Origin of the sequence: Psychroserpens sp. AS72 (assembly GCF_038900375.1) — a bacterium.
Classification (GTDB): Bacteria; Bacteroidota; Bacteroidia; order Flavobacteriales; family Flavobacteriaceae; genus Psychroserpens.
In genome coordinates this window covers 757069-775933 of the sequence record NZ_JBBMRC010000001.1, presented here as the reverse complement: position 1 = coordinate 775933, position 18865 = coordinate 757069, and the positions used below count along the sequence as shown (strand labels likewise).

Here is an 18865-nt window from a genome sequence, read left to right as displayed (position 1 = left end):
ATTGAAACCTATGATATTTAAGACCCTTAAACTCCAAGTTGAAAGCCTAATAACCGATGCTACTAAAACAGTTGATGAACGCTTATTATCAATATGCGAACTTCTTGAAAACCACATTGATTATTATAATTGGGTAGGTTTCTATTTTAAAAATGGAGATAAAAACGAGTTAAAATTAGGACCTTACGTTGGAGAACCTACAGATCATATTATTATTCCCTTCGGAAAAGGGATTTGCGGACAAGTAGCACTTTCAAATAAAAATTTCGTCGTACCAGACGTAGCAGCTCAAGATAATTATATTGCTTGTAGCATTACGGTAAAGGCTGAAATTGTGATTCCTATTTTTGTGAATGGTGAAAACATTGGGCAAATTGACATAGATTCTAATACACCTGATCCTTTTACTGAAGAAGATGAACGATTTTTAGAGTTTGTTTGTGAGCAGGTTGCTACTATAATTTAATTAAGAATATCTCGCAAAGGCACAAAGTTTACTTTACTGAGCTTATGTTTATTCTTGAGTAAACACTGAAAACTGCGACCACGACTACAAACTAATCTACATACCAGTTCTAATAGCCTCAACAGGATCTAACTGTGATGCAGAAATTGCTGGTATGATTCCAGAAATTAATCCGATAAATGTTGACAATCCAAATCCTAGAAATATGTTTGATAACGACAATATAAACTCAAATTCTAGAGCTGCATTGGCAATTAACGACACCAGCCAAACCATTACAATTCCTATAAAACCTCCTAACACAGAAAGTATCACAGCCTCAAATAAAAATTGAAATAAGATAAATCTATTCTTTGCACCTAGAGATTTTTGAATCCCAATAAGACTTGTGCGTTCACGAACACTTACAAACATAATATTGGCAATTCCAAATCCTCCAACAAGTAATGAGAAACCACTAATAATCCAGCCTGCAAAATTTAGACCTGAAATAATGCCATCTATAGCATCTTGCATTCCAGACATTTTATTGACAAAAAAGTTATCAGGTTCATCAGCTTTTAATCCTCTGTAAGCACGATATTTTTGTTTTAAAACGGCTTCAAAAGCTCCTATATCAACATCATTTTCTGGTTTAATTATGATTGCTCCCGGAATTCCATCAGAACCACCATTTTGAAAACGACGCACAAAATTTACTGGCACAAAGGCTTTTTCATCTGGAGAATCACCTAAGCCATTACCCATTTTTTTGAGAACACCAATAACAGTCATTTTCCTTCCGTATGCTCTAACCGTTTTACCAATCGGGTTACTATTTCCGAAGAGATTCTCAGCAGTTCCACTTCCAACAACCATGACATTTGCTCCTGATTTAGATTCAGATTCATTGTAAAAACGACCATCACTTAATTTTAAACTTTCAATATCATAAATACCATTAGACACTGGTGTCACATTAACACCAGTAACCGTATTGCCTTCATATTTTATGTTTTGACTACTCCCAAAAATCACATAAGCTATAGCACTTATATCTGGCACGTTACGCTCTATATACTCAAAATCGTCATAATCTGTCTGCGGAAAATTGTCACGTTGCCATCTAGGCACATCTGTTGGCCCAAATGAAAACTTGGTTAAGTACATTGTATTTTTATCTAAACCACTTAATTGATCTTTGATACTTTTATCTAAGGAATCAACAGCTGCCAAAACAGCAATAATGGAAAAAATACCTATAGTAATTCCCAAAAGTGATAAGAATGTTCGCAGTTTATTATTACGTAATGCATTGATAGCAAACGAAAAACTTTCTTTAAATAACCTTAAATAAACAAGCATGTGATGGGTTTGATTTTCCAGTTTAATTCTAGAATTATAAAGATAGGACGTTTTCAACAATTTATTGTTACAAAAAACTCAAACAAACTGCAATTTTGAATCAAATAAGGGTTTGATATTATGTATTTTTGAGCTTTAATTTTTACAACACAACAAAAATTCACAATGAGCAACAACAAAACAATTAAATCTGCCTTAATTTCGGTTTTTAGTAAAGACGGATTAGCACCAATCGTTAAACAACTTGACAAACAAAATGTCACTATTTATTCTACAGGTGGTACAGAAAAATTTATCAAAGATTTAGGCATCAACGTCGTTCCTGTCGAGGACGTAACGTCCTATCCTTCTATACTTGGAGGTCGTGTAAAAACATTACATCCAAAAGTTTTTGGAGGTATATTAAACCGTCAAAATCATGATGGTGACGTTGCAGAAATGGTTGATTTTGAGATTCCACAAATAGATGTTGTCATTGTCGATTTATATCCTTTTGAAAAAACGGTAGCTTCTGGAGCTGCTAACCAAGATATAATAGAAAAAATTGATATTGGAGGTATTTCTCTAATTCGCGCTGCTGCAAAAAATTATGCAGATGTAATTTGCGTATCGTCTGTTGATGATTATTCTGAGTTTTTAGAACTTCTGAAATCGAAAAATGGTGAAACTTCTGAAGCTGATAGAAAACATTTTGCTGCAAAAGCGTTTAACGTATCGTCACATTATGATTCAGCTATTTTTAATTATTTCAATGCAGATCACAGTATTGCGTCATTAAAAATTAGCGAAACTCAAGGTCAAGTTTTACGTTATGGAGAAAACCCTCATCAACGTGGTTTTTTCTTCGGAAATTTTGATGATTTATTCACTAAACTCCACGGAAAAGAATTAAGCTACAACAACCTTCTTGATGTTGATGCAGCTGTAAATTTAATGAATGAATTTAAAGGAGAAGCACCTGCTTTCGCTATCTTAAAACATAATAATGCTTGTGGTTTTGCACAACGTGATACAATTAGTCAAGCTTATACAGATGCATTGGCTGGTGATCCAGTATCTGCATTTGGAGGTGTTTTAATTTCTAATACAGAAATTGATAAAGCGACTGCTGAGCAAATTCACACCTTATTTTGTGAAGTGGTTATAGCACCTTCTTTTTCTGAAGACGCTTTAGAGATTTTGAAAGGCAAAAAGAACAGAATTCTATTAATTTTAAAAGACACAGATTTTGCAGAAACTACTGTAAGAACATGTCTTAACGGAATTTTAGTTCAAGATAAAAACAACAAAACAGATAGTATAGCAGACTTAACATATGCAACAAATACTAAACCAACTCAAAACGAGTTAGATGATTTAATATTTGCTTCAAAAATTTGCAAGCATACCAAATCAAACACAATTGTTTTAGTAAAAAACAAACAACTGTGTGCAAGTGGTACAGGACAAACTAGTCGTGTTGATGCACTTAATCAAGCCATTCATAAAGCACAATCATTCAATTTTGACTTAAAAGGAGCTGTGATGGCGAGTGATGCTTTTTTTCCGTTTCCAGATTGTGTAGAGATTGCAGATAATGCAGGAATTACTGCTGTGATACAACCAGGAGGATCCATAAAAGACCAATTAACCATTGATTACTGTAATGAGCATAACGTTGCTATGGTGATGACTGGAACACGTCATTTTAAACATTAGACAACTGTTTTGTGATTGTTACATTTCTGAAGAAAAAAGAGATCTTAGTCAATTGATTTTTTTTAATCTGAAGCTAACATCCAAAACCAAAAAGCAAACGTTTAACTACTAAAAGTTAATCGCTTAGCTTTCATATAAATTGAAATAGAAATAAAGTGTAAATATTTATTAAGTTTTACTACTTTTACAACACGTCAAAAACTGAATACAATAACACCCTCATAATATTAGAATAACGCATGGGATTTTTTGATTTCTTAACCGAAGAAATAGCCATAGATTTAGGAACCGCAAATACACTAATTATCCACAACGACAAGGTTGTTGTTGATAGTCCATCCATAGTTGCAAGAGATAGAATTTCTGGAAAAATAATAGCAGTTGGAAAAGAAGCCAACATGATGCAAGGTAAAACGCACGAAAATATCAAAACGATTAGACCTTTAAAAGATGGTGTAATTGCAGATTTTGATGCTTCTGAGCAAATGATAAGTATGTTTATCAAAAATATTCCTGCATTAAAAAAGAAATTATTTACGCCTGCTTTACGAATGGTGGTTTGTATTCCTTCTGGAATTACAGAAGTAGAAATGCGAGCAGTAAAAGAATCTTGTGAGCGCGTAAACGGTAAAGAAGTTTATCTAATTCATGAGCCAATGGCAGCAGCTATTGGTATTGGTATTGACATCATGCAACCAAAAGGAAACATGATTGTTGATATTGGAGGTGGTACCACAGAAATTGCTGTAATCGCACTTGGCGGAATTGTTTGTGACAAATCGGTTAAAGTTGCAGGTGACGTTTTCACAAATGATATTATTTATTACATGCGTACGCAACACAACTTATATGTTGGTGATCGTACTGCGGAAAAGATAAAAATTCAAATTGGTGCTGCTACCGAAGATTTAGATATGCCTCCAGAAGAAATGAGCGTTCAAGGACGTGATTTATTAACTGGAAAACCTAAACAAGTTCAGATTTCTTATCGTGAAATTGCAAAAGCATTAGATAAGTCTATTCTTAGAATTGAAGACTCTGTAATGGAAACGTTATCTCAAACGCCTCCAGAACTGGCTGCAGATATCTATAATACTGGAATCTATTTAGCAGGTGGTGGATCTATGTTAAGAGGTTTAGACAAACGTTTATCTCAAAAAACAGATTTACCCGTTTATATCGCTGAAGACCCTTTAAGAGCAGTTGTTCGAGGTACAGGAATTGCGCTAAAAAACCTAGCCAAATTTAAAAGCGTATTGATAAAATAAGAAGAATAGCAATACCTACATAGCATGCAACAAATTATAAACTTTGTCATTAGAAACAAGACCTTCCTTTTGTTTCTGTTGCTGTTTATCATTTCTTTAGGATTAACCATACAATCACATTCTTATCATAAAAGTAAGTTTATAAACTCTGCCAATTTTTTAACTGGTGGTATTTATGAACGTGCAAGTAGTATTTCAGATTATTTTGATTTAGATGACCAAAATGAGGTATTAGTTGAGGAAAACAGAAGATTACGTTCTCAAATTTTTAATTCAGGTGATTCGATTATTTCAACAAACACATCAATTGATAGTGTGACTTTTAATGGACGTTATAAAATTCAATCTGCAAAAATCATCAATAACAATTATGCCTCTACTAAAAATTATTTAACGATTAATAAAGGTGAGAAAGATGCGATTAAAGAAGATTTAGGTGTCATCACCTCAAAAGGTATTGTTGGTATTATAGACAATACGTCTCAAGGCTATGCTAGAATATTATCCATTTTAAATACAAAAAGTAGAATAAACGCACAATTAAAATCATCTAGTCATATTGGGTCGCTAAAATGGGATGGCAAGTCTCCTGCAACAACTGTTCAATTAACAGATATTTCAAAATTTGCTCCAGTAAAAGAAGGTGATACGATTATTACTGGTGGTCAATCTACTATTTTTCCAAAAGGGATTCCAATAGGTTCAATAGATTCTTTTGTTTTAGATATAAGTGGAGACACGTACACTATTCAAGTAAAATTGTTTAATGATATGACAAACCTTTCAAATGTTTACGTCATTGAAAATTTAGATTCCGAAGAAATTAAGCTTTTAGAAAACCCAATTGATGAATAGTTTAAACGTAAATAGCATCATAAGGTTTGTGGTATTAATACTCATTCAGGTTCTGGTATTTAGTAATATCAACTTTATGGGTAATATTAACCCATACCCATATATTCTATTCATCTTACTATTTCCTATTAATAACAATCGTACACTCTTTATCTTTTTAAGTTTCATGTTGGGACTGTTCGTGGATATATTTTCTAATTCTGGAGGAGTTCATGCTGCAGCTTGCGTTACTATTGCATTTATTAGACCTCCTGTTTTAAAATTTGCTTTTGGGATGGTTTATGAGCATCAAACCATTAAATTTAATAATACAGAATTTGGCAACAGAGTCATCTATTTTTCCATCCTAATTTTCATTCATCATTTTATTATGTTTTCGTTGGAAATTTTTAACATTTCAAACATACTTTTAATAGCACAAAAGACGTTATTCTCTAGTATTTTCACTATAATACTCTGCGCACTAATTTCTATACTTTTCAGTACTAAACAACGATGAGAAAAATTTTACTTTTATTGACTGTTATCCTCGTCGGACTTTTATTTATTTCACGTCTTTTTTATCTACAAGTTTATAATAAAGAAGCCTATAGCCTATTTGAAGATAGTGCCATAAAAAAAGAATATGATTACCCTAAGCGTGGCTATGTCTATGACAGAAACGGAAAATTATTAGTAGCCAATCAGCCCTCTTATGATGTAATGATTATTCCAAGAGAAGTTGAGCCTTTAGATACTTTAGAGTTTTGCAAATTATTAAAAATCACAAAAGAAGATTTTATAAAAAAATACAATAGAGCTAAAAACTATTCGCCACGATTGCCTTCGCCATTTGTACCACAATTGTCTAAAAAAGATTACGCAGTACTTCAAGAAAAAATGCGAAAGTTTGATGGTTTCTATATTCAGAAAAGATCATTACGTGACTATCAAACTACGATTGGAGCTAATGTTTTGGGTGATTTAGGTGAAGTCAATCAACGTACCATAGAAAAACAACCTTATTATACTTTAGGTGATCTTATTGGTAAACAAGGTATAGAATTATCTTATGAAGATGTTCTTAAAGGCGTAAAAGGGATTAAGTTTAGTCAAAAGGATAGGTTTAATAAAATCATTGGTCCTTACAAAAATGGACGATTTGACACATTACCTCAACCTGGAAAAGACATCAAAATCACTATTGATGCAGAGCTACAAAAATATGGTGAGCTTTTAATGACCAATAAACGTGGAGGTATTGTTGCAATTGACCCTTCTAATGGCGAAATTTTAGCATTAGTTTCTGGACCTAGTTATAACCCAAATTTATTAGTAGGTCGAGATCGTTCTAAGAATTTCACAACACTTTATCGCGATAGTATCGCCAAACCTTTGTTTGACAGGGGATTGCAAGCGCAATATCCTCCAGGTTCACCTTTTAAAGTTATCAATGCACTTATCGCTTTGCAAGAAGGTGTAATGGATCCTGATGAAAAAGTAACTTGCAGAATGGGTTATTATTATGGTAGCAGAAAACTAACAGGCTGTCACCATCATAAGAGCCCTGTAGATATGAATGCTGGAATTGCACAATCTTGTAACGCTTACTTCGTCACTGCCTACCGTAAAATAGTAGACAAGTATGATGATGCAGGAGAAGGCATGAACATTTGGGCAAATCATGCCAAAAGTTTCGGACTAGGAAATTATTTAGGATATGACTTACCTGTTGGACAAAAAGGTAGAATTCCTGATGGGAATTATTATGATAGAGCTTATGGTGATAATCGTTGGGGCTCAACATATATTGTATCAAATGCTATTGGCCAAGGCGAAGTTGAGGCAACTCCAATTCAATTAGCAAATATGGCAGCTGCCATTGGCAATCGTGGTTATTATTATACACCTCATATCATAAAAGAAATTGAAGGTGACACCATCCCAAGCAAATTTACTACTAAAAGACAGACAACAATAGATAAACGACATTTTGAACCTGTAGTTCAAGGCATGTTTGATGTGTATAATAAAGGAACTGCTGCCTCACTTCGTATTCCTGGAATTGAAATCTGCGGAAAAACAGGAACAGCAGAGAATTTCATAAAAATTGACAGTGTAAAAACACAATTAACAGATCATTCCATTTTTGTAGCTTTTGCTCCAAAAGACAACCCGAAAATTGCAATTGCAGTTTTTGTAGAAAACGGATATTGGGGAAGTCGGTTTGCTGGACGTATGGCTAGTTTAATGATTGAAAAGTATATCAATCGTGAGATAACTAGAACCGATATGGAAAATTGGATTCTCACACATAGTCTAGAAAACGAGTACGCAAAACCATATTCTGGAGAGCCTTTTAAAATTAATGGAGAAACAACGCTTCAAGTTATTGACAAAACACAAGCACCAAAAGATGATGATATTGACAATTCAATCAATATCAATGTTAATAAACCAAAATTATAAACATGCACAGTAGAGAGCATCATAGAGGTTTTGGGTTTGATTGGATTACAATTGTATTATTCTTATTACTTGTTGGTTTTGGTTGGCTCAATATTATGTCTGCCTCTCATGAAGGTGATATTGTAAGTTATTTTGACACGAGTCAATTGTATGGAAAACATGCTGTTTTTATTGGCCTAACATTTGTTCTTATTACTTTAATTCTAGCCGTTGAAGCAAAATTTTATGAGCGTTTTGCTAGTGTTATTTATATTGTCGCCATGTTGGCACTTGTCGGACTTTTTATCTTCGGAAAAGATGTCAATGGTGCACGTTCTTGGTATGGAATTGGTAGTATGACTATACAACCAAGTGAGTTTGCAAAATTTGCTACTGCTCTTGCACTTGCTAAATATATGAGCGATTTACAAACCGATATGAATACCATAAAGCACCAATTAAGAGCTGTTGGAATTATCGTATTGCCTGCCATATTAATCTTACTTCAAAATGATGCAGGAAGTACAATTGTATATGCTTCTTTTTTCTTTGTGTTTTATCGTGAAGGACTACAACAAATATATTTAGCCATTGCAATTTCAGCTATTATTTTAGCTGTTTTGGCGCTAAAATTCGGAATATTAATCACGGCTTTAGTTACAGCTATAATAATTTGTAGCTTGTACTTTTTCCGAAGAAAAAAACGTGCATCAATAATACAATCTGTAGTTATCTTGTTGGTTTGTGTCTCATTTTCTGCAGGTGTACGCATGTTTTACGATCACGTTTTAAAACCGCATCAACAAAATAGAATTAGTCTATGGTTACGCTTGGAAAAAGATCCAGTGAAATTAGAGAAAATGAAAAAAGAAGAAGCTTACAACCTCATCCAATCCGAACAAGCTATTAGCTCTGGTGGTTTAACAGGAAAAGGTTTTATGCAAGGTACGAGAACCACTGGGAAGTTTGTGCCAGAACAAGAAACCGATTATATTTTTAGTACTGTTGGTGAAGAATGGGGATTTTTAGGAAGTAGTTTAGTTGTGGTTTTATTTATGGCTTTAATTTTACGAGTCCTATTTCTTGCTGAATCCCAAAAATCACAATTTAGTCGCGTTTATGGCTATGGAGTTGCAGCTATATTATTTACACATTTTACGATTAATATAGGTATGGTCATGGGATTAATCCCAACTGTTGGGATACCTCTACCCTTTTTTAGTTATGGAGGCTCCGGACTTTGGGGCTTTACTATTTTACTCTTTATTTTTGTGAAGTTAGATAGTAATAAGATTAATGAGTGGTAATTAAACATAAAAAAACCTACAAGGTTTGGACTTCGACTACGCTCAGTCACCAAAAACCTTGTAAGTTTTGTAATTTAATTTTAAGTCTGTCTATTTTAAACTCGCCAAACTAGACTTTATAGTCTCAATCTTAGCTAAAGCATCTGCTTCCTTTTTCTTTTCACTAGCTACTACTTGCTCAGGTGCTCCTGCAACAAAACGCTCGTTTGACAGCTTCTTTTGAACCGATTTCAAAAAGCCTTCAGTATAGTTTAACTCTTCGGTTAATTTAGCAATCTCTGCTTCTACATCAATACTTCCTTCCATTGGGATGAAGTATTCGTTAGATTTCACACGATAGGTCAAAGCACCTTCAACTGGCGCTGTAACATATTCGAAATTGTCAAGGTTACCTAGTTTAGAAATCACCTCATCAAATGTCGAATTAACATTTTCATTATTCACTACTGAAAATCCTATAGCATCTTTAAAGGCAATATTTTTTTGTGTTCTAATATTTCTTATTCCTGTGATGACTTCAGAAGCAAAATCAAATTCTGAAATCAACGTCTCATTAATTGGTTTCGCCTTTGGCCATTTTGCAATAATCAACGCTTCTTCTGGAGAACGTTCTTTGATAGATTGCCAAATTTCTTCAGTTAAGAAAGGCATGAAAGGATGAATTATTTTAAGATTTTCCTCAAAAATAGACATCACTTTATTATACGTTACAGCATCAATTGGTTGTTGATATGCAGGTTTTACCATTTCTAACATCCAACCACAAAAATCATCATAGATTAATTTATAAATAGCCATCAACGCATCACTTAATCTATACTTACTGAAGTGATCTTCTATCTCAACAAGTACTTTTTGAAATCTTGCTTCGTACCATTCTAATGCTATTTTACTAGAATTAGGCTGCTCTATATTTTCATCAACGTCCCAAAGATTGGTAAGATTAAATGCATTCCATATTTTATTAGAGAAACCTTTTCCTTGCTGACATAACGCTTCATCAAACATTAAATCATTACCTGCTGCAGAACTCAATAAAAGTCCGACTCTAACACCATCAGCACTATATTCTTCAATCAACTTTAAAGCATCGGGAGAATTACCTAACGACTTAGACATTTTACGTCTTTGCTTATCTCTCACTAATCCTGTGAGGTATACATTTTCAAAAGGTCTTTCTCCTCTATACTCATAACCAGCAACAATCATTCTTGCTACCCAAAAGAATAAAATATCTGGACCTGTCACCAAATCATTAGTTGGATAGTAATACTTGATTTCTTCGTTTTCCGGATTTCTAATACCATCAAAAACACTCATTGGCCATAACCATGAGCTAAACCATGTATCTAAAGCATCTGTATCTTGTCTCAAGCTTTCAGCAGTTAACTCTTGGTTGTTAGCTTTTACTCTTGCAAGTTTTACAGCGTCCTCAATGTTTTCTGCTACAACATAATCTTCTTTACCGTCACCATAGAAATACGCAGGAATTTGTTGTCCCCAAAGTAATTGACGCGAGATATTCCAATCGCGAATATTCTCCATCCAGTGTCTATACGTGTTTTCAAATTTCTTCGGAAACAGCTTTACTTCACCAGTTTTTAACACAGCATCAATTGCAGGCTTCGCTAAATCTTCCATTTTAAGGAACCATTGATCACTCAAACGAGGTTCTATAACCGCCTTTGTACGTTCTGATGTTCCTACTTTATTGATGTGGTTTTCAGTTTTTATAATCACACCAGAAGCTTCTAATTCTTTAGCAACTGCTTTTCTAACAACAAAGCGATCTTGCCCTTCAAAGTGCATTCCGAAGCTATTCAAACTCGCATCATCATTAAAAATATCAACAACTTCAAGGTTATGCTTATCACCTAACACTTTATCATTTTCATCGTGAGCAGGTGTCACTTTTAAGCAACCTGTCCCGAACTCAATATCAACGTACTCGTCTTCAATGATTGGAATCACTCTTCCGCAGATAGGAACAATTGCTTTCTTCCCTTTGAGATGCGTAAAACGTTCGTCTGTTGGGTTAATACAGATTGCAGTATCTCCAAAAATGGTTTCTGGTCGTGTTGTAGCAATGGTTAATTTCTCATCACTACCTTCTATTTTATATTCTAAATAATAGAGTAATCCTTGCTTTTCTACATGGATAACTTCCTCATCAGACAAGGTTGTTTTAGCTTCAGGATCCCAATTAACCATACGATATCCTCTGTAAATCAACCCTTTGTTATGTAAATCAACAAATACCTTGATAACAGCTTCACTCATATCATCATCCATCGTAAACTTTGTACGATCCCAATCACATGAGCAACCTAATTTTTTTAATTGTTCTAAAATAACACCTCCATACTCTTCTGTCCATTCCCAAGCATGCTCCAAGAAATCTTCACGAGATAAATCATTTTTATCAATCCCTTGAGCTTTTAACTTAGCCACAACTTTGGCTTCTGTAGCAATAGATGCATGATCAGTACCAGGAACCCAACACGCATTTTTACCTTGTAAACGCGCACGACGAATGAGCACATCTTGAATTGTATTATTCAACATGTGTCCCATGTGTAAGACACCTGTCACGTTTGGTGGCGGAATTACAATAGTATATGGTTCTCTCTCATCTGGTGTAGAATGAAAGTAATTATGTGACATCCAGTAGTCGTACCATTTGTTTTCTACTGCTTGTGCTGAATATTTTGATGGAATTTCCATGCTTTGGTATTGTTTTTGCTTTATAACTCACAAAAGTACTTATATTTCTTTTTTAGCGAAATGAATACGAGAAATAATGATCACTTAATTCGTAATTAATGTTAATTAAAAGGTCATACAACTAATTTATTTTGCAGAATGGCAAAAAGTAAGTAGCTTTGATAGTATCAATTTAAAAATTTAAATGATGAAAAAAATAGTAACAATTTTATGTGTAGCGTTTATTAGCTTTGGAGCAATGGCTCAAGAGAAAATCGCAAAAATAGAATTTAAAACAGATGTAATTGATTACGGAACAATAGAAAAAGGTTCTGATGGTGTTAGAATATTTGAATTCACCAATACTGGTAATGCACCTTTAATTATATCTAACGTTAAGTCAACTTGTGGTTGTACTGTACCTAAAAAACCGGATGGCCCTATTTTACCTGGAGAAACTGGAAAGATAGAAGTTAAGTACGATACTAATAGAGTTAACCCAATTAGAAAAACTATTACAGTAACTTCTAATGCTGAAACTCCAACAGTAGCCTTAAAAATTAAAGGTTTGGTTATTGATCCTAGTAAGACTAACGTACTAGAAAAAACTGAAAAAAGTGTAATGGAGCAATAACATCCTTACTTAAAATACAATTTAAAAGAACTCCTCTAATTTGGGAGTTCTTTTTTTTTGAATACATCTTCTAGTCTAAATTCTACACTTAGTATTTGATTACCTCGTTCTACTTTTAATCTCACCATTTTACCTACTTTCCCTCTAAAGTAATGAATAACCTCTTGTAATTTAAGCTCATGAGCTTGCTTACCATTTATAGAAACTATTACATCACCTTTAAGCAAACCTACGTTATCTGCTGGTGAATTCTCTCTAACCTCTATAATTGTATACGCAGGTTTCAAACCTACACTATAAGTTTCTACCGTAGAAATAGTGGTATTATCATCATTTGATCGTCCATAATTATCGAGTGTCTTTTTTTGCACAGCTTCTTTCACTAAACGTAGACCATGTTGTTCTAAAATAATACCGCTTCTGTTATAGTTGAATTTATCTTTGAAATTACTGTTTTTCTTGAGCCGTATTGTTGCTTTTTCATAATCAAAAATAATATTGAAACGTCTCAATATTTCGGCAGATAAACTCCCGTTCCGGTCTTCTATTCTTTTAGCGAATTTAATTGAAGAAGAGTCTGGAAATGCAGCATTCACATTCTTTAAAGTAAAACTTTTAAGTTTAAAAGCACTTATTTTTGAACGTTTACCATGTACATTGCCACTTAATCCTCTACCTAAAAAATCATGAAAATAGTTGTTGTTTTTAGCAGAAATTCCATGACTATCATCTTCAAACAACCACAAGGCATCACTACTTCCAGTATCTATTAATAATTTAACTGGTATTGCCTTTTCACCTAATATAACTTCACCCTCGATATATGGTTTGTTATTATGAAATGAGAGATTAAAATTTTCGCATTTTTTACAGGATTTATAGGTATACCCTTCTCTCTTATTTAGCTTAATGTTTTTTGATTTATAATCAATCTCAACGATAAAATCCTTGAAGAAATCATAACCTATGATACCATGAACAGGAACACCTAACTTAGGTGTAAAATTAATTTCTTGATCAAATACAACATAAATTTCTTGATTAATATTAATCGCATTTCCAATTTTAATAAAATTGTTTTTTGACCTTAGTGCTTTAACTGTTTCTCCTCCTCCAAGTCCACGTAAAAAAATCGTTTCTACATTATTCATTTGAAGCGAATCTGTATTTGTAATATTAAATAAAATGGGTTTACTAACACCAGTATCTAACATAAAAGACAATTTAACACCATTGATTTCAACAGGTAAAACAATAAGATTATTAATAAGTTCAAATCTAATTTTAGCTTTTTGTTTTCCTGGTAACTCAAATTTTCCTTGCCCAAAAGAGAACATTACACTCAATAATAAGAGTGAAGTAAAAGCTACTATTTTTCTATCAAAATCCATAAGTATTAATACCAAGTTACAAATCTTTATTTCATAGTTTGTTTTTTACCTCAGTTTTAAATAAAATTTAAGATTATTTTTCAGAACTTTACATTCTTAAACTCACAAACATGCCAAAAATATCTAAGAAGGGAATCTCAATGCCAGAATCTCCTATTCGTAAACTAGTTCCTTATGCAGAGAAAGCCTACAAACAAGGAAAAACGGTTTATCATTTAAATATCGGTCAACCTGATATCAAGACACCTCAAGTGGCTATGGATGCTGTAAGAGTACACTCATTAGATATTTTGGCTTACACTCGATCTGAAGGTTCTGAAGGTTATCGTACTAAAATTGCCAACTATTATGCTAATAACGATATTCATGTAAAACATGATGATATTATTGTTACAACTGGTGGTAGTGAAGCACTTTTATTTGCCTTCGGAAGCGTTATGGATACAGACGATGAAGTAATTATACCAGAACCTTTCTATGCAAACTATAACGGATTTTCAACAGCATCTGGAGTTAAAGTTGTTCCGGTAATATCAAAAATTGAAGATAATTTCGCTTTACCACCTATTGAAGAATTTGAAAAATTAATTACTCCAAAAACTAAAGCTATTTTAATTTGTAATCCTGGAAATCCAACGGGATATTTATATTCCAAAGAAGAAATAAAAAAATTAGCAAATATTGTAAAGAAACATGATTTGTTTTTGATAGCAGATGAAGTTTATAGAGAATTTGCATATGATGGTGCAAAACATTATTCTATACTTCAAGAAGAAGGCTTAGACGATTACGCTATTGTTATTGACTCTGTATCAAAACGCTATAGTATGTGTGGTGCTCGTATTGGTTGTTTAGTATCAAAAAATAAAGACGTTATAAAAACTGCTTTAAAATTTGCACAAGCACGTTTGAGTCCGCCAACATTGGCACAAATTGCTAGTGAAGCTGCTTTAGAAACACCTCAAAGTTATTTTGATGATGTGATTGAAGAATATGTTGAACGACGTAATGTTTTAATAGAAGAATTAAACAAAATTGAAGGCGTACAAGTTGCTAATCCTAAAGGTGCTTTTTATTGCATTGCACAGTTGCCAATTAAAAACAGTGATGCCTTTGCGCAATGGTTATTAGAATCATTTGATGTGGATGGAGAAACAGTAATGGTTGCTCCTGCTGCAGGTTTTTATAGTACTCCTGGTGTTGGTTTAAACCAAATTAGAATCGCTTATGTGCTTAATACAGATAGTTTAAAAAAAGCTGTACATATTATAAAAGAAGCATTAAAAGTATACAAAGACTAGTGCAGATTCTAAACGACATATCTTTAAAACCATATAACACATTCGGAATCGATGTAAAAGCCAAACATTTTGTTTCGGTTACTACTGTTGAAGAATTGAAAACTATTTTTTCTTCGGAAGAATTTCCGCAGAAATTTATATTAGGAGGTGGCAGTAATATGTTGCTCACCAAAGATATAGATGCTTTAGTGATTCATTTGAATCTCAAAGGAAAAAAAATAATATCACAATCTAATACAGAAGCCTTAATTGAATCTAAAGCTGGAGAAAACTGGCATGAATTTGTTCTATGGACTCTAGAAAAAGATTTTGGAGGTTTAGAAAACCTTTCACTTATTCCTGGTAATGTTGGCACGAGTCCAATACAAAACATTGGTGCTTATGGAGTAGAATTAAAAGATACTTTTCATTCGTGTAATGCCTTAAACTTAGAGACTTTAGAAATTGAGACCTTTACAAAAGAAGACTGTAAATTTGATTATAGAAATTCAATATTCAAACAACACGCTAAAGGCAAATACATAATAATTAGTGTTATTTTCAATTTGAGTGTTGGTGACCATAAATTAAATACTAATTATGGTGCTATTACTTCGGAATTTGAAAATAGGAATATAGATCAACCTACAATTCAAGATGTTTCAAAAGCAGTTATTGCAATTCGTCTAAGCAAACTTCCAAATCCTAAAGAGATTGGTAATTCTGGAAGTTTCTTTAAAAACCCAGTAATTACAAAAGACGCGTTTTCAAAACTTCAAGAAAATTTCCCAAACGCTCCACATTATATAGTTTCTGAAACTGAAATAAAAGTTCCTGCAGGTTGGCTAATAGAACAAGCTGGCTTTAAAGGCAAAACATTTGGTAATTATGGCGTTCATAAAAAACAGGCTTTAGTGCTTGTAAATTATGGAGGCGCGAAAGGAAAGGAAATTTTAGAGCTTTCGAAATTAATTCAAGACACAGTCGCTAGGATTTTTGAAATTCAAATTGAAGCCGAAGTAAATATTATATAAAAAAAGCCTCAACTTAATGAGGCTATTGTTTACTATAGAATAGTCTTGATAATGCTATTAATCAATTTTCTTTTAGGAAGAAAAATTTTCTATTCCACAGAAATTATATGTAAATGGATTAAATTCGTTTTGGTATTATTTTACTAATTTTACTGTCTTATTATTATATACGGTTGAAATTTAATTTTGGACGTTTCAAAATTCATTTTTTTAAATTATTTTAAATTCTAATTTTTTTGAGCACACCTATAGAACAACAAATAGTAGAATTACTTGCAAAAGGTGATAAAAAAGCACTTAATCTTCTTTATGAAAATTATTCAGACAGTCTTTATGGTGTTATTTTAAAAGTCACTATTAACGAAGAAATAGCTCAAGACGCACTTCAAGAAACTTTTATTAAAGTATGGAAAAATGCTAAAAAGTATGATTCCAAAAAAGCAAAACTGTTTACATGGTTATATAGAATTGCAAAAAATACTGCCATTGATAAATTAAGAAGTTTTAACAATAGATTTGAAAAAGAAGTCCAAATCGATAATTCAAACGTATATATCTTACCAACAGCAAATTTAAATCAAGATGTATTAGATTTAAAAGAGCATGTTGCACGACTAGATGAAAAGTATCAAATAGTGTTGAAAGCCTTGTTTTTTGAAGGGATGACTCAACAAGAAGCTAGTGACGAATTAGACATTCCGTTAGGTACTATTAAGTCTAGATTAAAAATTGGATTACGAGAACTTAAAAAGGTTTACGATCCAGAAACAAATTAAAATGGAAAAAAAATTACATACCTTTTTTCAATCTAGATTACTTGATAAGTATGTTCTAGATGAAACTTCTGCTTCAGAAAGTCTGAAAGTAGAACATTACATTGAAACCTATCCAGAAGTGGAAAGCGAGTATTTAAGATTACAAAATAATCTTGAGATACTAGCTAAAGCTAATGCTGTAGAAGCTCCTAAATTCATCTTAGACAATATTCTAAATGACATTAAGGAAGAAGAAACTCCAGTAATTAAAATGGAAACTTCACATCGTAAAACACCTTGGTATAGTATTGCTGCAAGTATTGTAGCGTTATTTTTTGCTGGTGCTTCTTTTATGATGTACGAACAAAACCAAGAATTACTACAAGAAAACCAAGTTGTTGTAGATGAAATATTTGACTTAAGAAGTGATATTGCTATCAATAACAAAAAACTTGATGATGTGATGCGTCAGTTTATGAAACTGAATAATCCTGAAACTGAGAAATATGTTTTAAGAGGAAACGCTCGTGCTAAAAACTTAAAGACTGTTGCTTATATCAATGCTGTTGAAAAAACATCAATGATTGACGTAGTATCCTTACCTCATTTAGAAAAAGGTGAGTTTGTTGAAGTCTATGCTCAAATTGAAGATAAGTTTGTTAGCTTAGGGATCTTAGATCCTTCAGATAAGAAAATGCAAACATTACCATATATGGAAAATGCTCTTGGTTTAAGCCTTAGAATTAGATCTAAGACAGATAAAGAAGCTAATGCAAGTGATGACGAATTAATTGCAGAAATTGAATTGAAAGCTAAAAATAATTAATAACAATCTATTAATTAATAAAAAAAGCCACTTTTGATATATCAAAAGTGGCTTTTTATTTAAAACTCTTATCAGTTATTCTTTGTCAAAAAATGCTTTATTAATAAATCCAGCAACAATTGCACCTGCAATTGGAGCTAACCAAAACAACCATAATTGTGCAGTAAATTCTCCACCAGCAAATAGTGCTTGACTTGTAGAACGTGCAGGATTCACAGATGTATTAGAAATTGGAATACTTATTAAATGTATTAATGTCAAACCAAGACCAATAGCAATTGGAGCAAACCCTTTAGGAGCTCTAACATTTGTACTTCCTAATATAATCAATAAGAAAAACATTGTTAATAAAAATTCTGCTACTAGAACAGATGTCATACTGTAACCACCTGGAGATAACTCACCATAACCATTAGAAGCAAAACCTCCAATATCTACAAAACCAGATTTTCCAGATAAAATCAAATACAAAGCTCCAGCTGCTACACAAGCACCAATTACTTGTACTATAATGTAACCAATTAAGTCTTTTGCTGGAAACTTTCCTGCTGCCCATAATCCTAAAGATACTGCAGGATTAAAATGTCCACCAGAAATATGTCCAACAGCAAAAGCCATTGTTAAAACGGTAAGACCAAACGCCAATGCTACACCAGCAAATCCAATTCCTAATTCTGGGAAAGCAGCAGCAAAAACAGCACTACCACATCCTCCAAATACAAGCCAAAATGTTCCGAAGAACTCTGCCAATAATTTTTTCATAATAAATATTATTAAGTTAGTTAAAAATTTAATTCATTAATTTTAAGACACTTAATCTACTCTAAAAGTCACATTTATTTTTTTAACTAATAATATCACATTAAATAATGTGATT

16 protein-coding genes are annotated in these 18865 nt (G+C 32.7%); 12 read left to right on the top strand and 4 right to left on the bottom strand.

The window, feature by feature from the left end; translation table 11 throughout:
- Positions 1-10 precede the first annotated feature (10 nt).
- Positions 11-466 (top strand): GAF domain-containing protein, encoded by a 456-nt coding sequence (locus WNY78_RS03355; protein WP_342871761.1) that lies wholly within the window; start codon positions 11-13, stop codon positions 464-466.
- A 96-nt stretch (positions 467-562) separates the two neighbouring features.
- On the opposite strand, the gene WNY78_RS03350 is transcribed toward WNY78_RS03355, so the two are convergent.
- Complete coding sequence (locus tag WNY78_RS03350) at positions 563-1810, bottom strand: ABC transporter permease (RefSeq protein WP_342871760.1); 1248 nt, start codon at positions 1808-1810, stop codon at positions 563-565.
- Between the two features lie 165 nt (positions 1811-1975).
- On the opposite strand from WNY78_RS03350, the gene purH reads away from it, so the two are divergent.
- From purH to rodA, 6 genes are all read left to right on the top strand, one after another.
- Entirely contained in the window at positions 1976-3508 is a 1533-nt protein-coding gene (gene purH / locus WNY78_RS03345) for a bifunctional phosphoribosylaminoimidazolecarboxamide formyltransferase/IMP cyclohydrolase (RefSeq protein WP_342871759.1), read from the top strand.
- Between the two features lie 239 nt (positions 3509-3747).
- A complete protein-coding gene (locus WNY78_RS03340) occupies positions 3748-4776 on the top strand; it encodes a rod shape-determining protein (RefSeq protein WP_194509000.1) in 1029 nt (342 codons plus the stop codon).
- Between the two features lie 24 nt (positions 4777-4800).
- Positions 4801-5631, top strand: a complete 831-nt coding sequence (gene mreC / locus WNY78_RS03335) for a rod shape-determining protein MreC (RefSeq protein ID WP_342871758.1) — start codon at positions 4801-4803, stop codon at positions 5629-5631.
- A complete protein-coding gene (locus tag WNY78_RS03330) occupies positions 5624-6130 on the top strand; it encodes a rod shape-determining protein MreD (RefSeq protein WP_342871757.1) in 507 nt (168 codons plus the stop codon). The genes mreC and WNY78_RS03330 overlap by 8 nt, the downstream gene beginning before the upstream one ends.
- On the top strand, positions 6127-8079 hold the full coding sequence (mrdA, locus tag WNY78_RS03325; RefSeq protein WP_342871756.1) for a penicillin-binding protein 2: 1953 nt from the start codon (positions 6127-6129) through the stop codon (positions 8077-8079). Before WNY78_RS03330 ends, mrdA begins: the two co-directional genes overlap by 4 nt.
- 2 nt (positions 8080-8081) lie before the next feature.
- Positions 8082-9365, top strand: coding sequence for a rod shape-determining protein RodA (gene rodA, locus WNY78_RS03320; protein WP_342871755.1), 1284 nt, complete (start codon positions 8082-8084; stop codon positions 9363-9365).
- Between the two features lie 90 nt (positions 9366-9455).
- Here the strand turns inward: rodA and WNY78_RS03315 are convergent, their stop codons facing one another.
- The gene (locus tag WNY78_RS03315; RefSeq protein WP_342871754.1) at positions 9456-12089 is read right to left on the bottom strand and encodes a valine--tRNA ligase; all 2634 of its coding nucleotides are present in this window, start codon (positions 12087-12089) and stop codon (positions 9456-9458) included.
- Between the two features lie 187 nt (positions 12090-12276).
- Here WNY78_RS03315 and WNY78_RS03310 point away from each other — a divergent pair, with 187 nt between their 5' ends.
- Positions 12277-12702, top strand: coding sequence for a DUF1573 domain-containing protein (locus WNY78_RS03310; protein ID WP_342871811.1), 426 nt, complete (start codon positions 12277-12279; stop codon positions 12700-12702).
- Between the two features lie 35 nt (positions 12703-12737).
- Here the strand turns inward: WNY78_RS03310 and WNY78_RS03305 are convergent, their stop codons facing one another.
- Entirely contained in the window at positions 12738-14108 is a 1371-nt protein-coding gene (locus WNY78_RS03305) for an aspartyl protease family protein (protein WP_342871753.1), read from the bottom strand.
- Positions 14109-14203: 95 nt separating this feature from the next.
- On the opposite strand from WNY78_RS03305, the gene WNY78_RS03300 reads away from it, so the two are divergent.
- From WNY78_RS03300 to WNY78_RS03285, 4 genes are all read left to right on the top strand, one after another.
- Positions 14204-15394, top strand: coding sequence for a pyridoxal phosphate-dependent aminotransferase (locus WNY78_RS03300; protein ID WP_342871752.1), 1191 nt, complete (start codon positions 14204-14206; stop codon positions 15392-15394).
- Complete coding sequence (gene murB, locus WNY78_RS03295) at positions 15394-16407, top strand: UDP-N-acetylmuramate dehydrogenase (RefSeq protein ID WP_342871751.1); 1014 nt, start codon at positions 15394-15396, stop codon at positions 16405-16407. Before WNY78_RS03300 ends, murB begins: the two co-directional genes overlap by 1 nt.
- Before the next feature lie 236 nt (positions 16408-16643).
- Positions 16644-17183 (top strand): RNA polymerase sigma factor, encoded by a 540-nt coding sequence (locus tag WNY78_RS03290; RefSeq protein ID WP_342871750.1) that lies wholly within the window; start codon positions 16644-16646, stop codon positions 17181-17183.
- 1 nt (position 17184) lies between these two features.
- A complete protein-coding gene (locus WNY78_RS03285; protein ID WP_342871749.1) occupies positions 17185-17988 on the top strand; it encodes an RNA polymerase subunit sigma-70 in 804 nt (267 codons plus the stop codon).
- Between the two features lie 75 nt (positions 17989-18063).
- Here WNY78_RS03285 and aqpZ read toward each other — a convergent pair whose 3' ends face one another.
- Positions 18064-18750 carry an aquaporin Z gene (gene aqpZ, locus WNY78_RS03280; RefSeq protein WP_342871748.1) on the bottom strand — a complete coding sequence of 229 codons (687 nt, stop codon included), beginning with the start codon at positions 18748-18750 and terminating at the stop codon, positions 18064-18066.
- Between the last annotated feature and the right edge of the window lie 115 nt (positions 18751-18865).

Bases quoted from the DNA above. Each gene is read 5' to 3' on its own strand.
- mreC (WP_342871758.1), top strand. From the start codon at position 4,801: ATGCAACAAATTATAAACTTTGTCATTAGAAACAAGACCTTCCTTTTG.
- WNY78_RS03310 (WP_342871811.1), top strand. From the start codon at position 12,277: ATGAAAAAAATAGTAACAATTTTATGTGTAGCGTTTATTAGCTTTGGA.
- WNY78_RS03350 (WP_342871760.1), bottom strand. From the start codon at position 1,810: ATGCTTGTTTATTTAAGGTTATTTAAAGAAAGTTTTTCGTTTGCTATC.
- WNY78_RS03355 (WP_342871761.1), top strand. From the start codon at position 11: ATGATATTTAAGACCCTTAAACTCCAAGTTGAAAGCCTAATAACCGAT.
- mrdA (WP_342871756.1), top strand. From the start codon at position 6,127: ATGAGAAAAATTTTACTTTTATTGACTGTTATCCTCGTCGGACTTTTA.
- purH (WP_342871759.1), top strand. From the start codon at position 1,976: ATGAGCAACAACAAAACAATTAAATCTGCCTTAATTTCGGTTTTTAGT.
- WNY78_RS03285 (WP_342871749.1), top strand. From the start codon at position 17,185: ATGGAAAAAAAATTACATACCTTTTTTCAATCTAGATTACTTGATAAG.
- rodA (WP_342871755.1), top strand. From the start codon at position 8,082: ATGCACAGTAGAGAGCATCATAGAGGTTTTGGGTTTGATTGGATTACA.
- WNY78_RS03300 (WP_342871752.1), top strand. From the start codon at position 14,204: ATGCCAAAAATATCTAAGAAGGGAATCTCAATGCCAGAATCTCCTATT.
- WNY78_RS03315 (WP_342871754.1), bottom strand. From the start codon at position 12,089: ATGGAAATTCCATCAAAATATTCAGCACAAGCAGTAGAAAACAAATGG.
- aqpZ (WP_342871748.1), bottom strand. From the start codon at position 18,750: ATGAAAAAATTATTGGCAGAGTTCTTCGGAACATTTTGGCTTGTATTT.
- WNY78_RS03330 (WP_342871757.1), top strand. From the start codon at position 5,624: ATGAATAGTTTAAACGTAAATAGCATCATAAGGTTTGTGGTATTAATA.
- WNY78_RS03340 (WP_194509000.1), top strand. From the start codon at position 3,748: ATGGGATTTTTTGATTTCTTAACCGAAGAAATAGCCATAGATTTAGGA.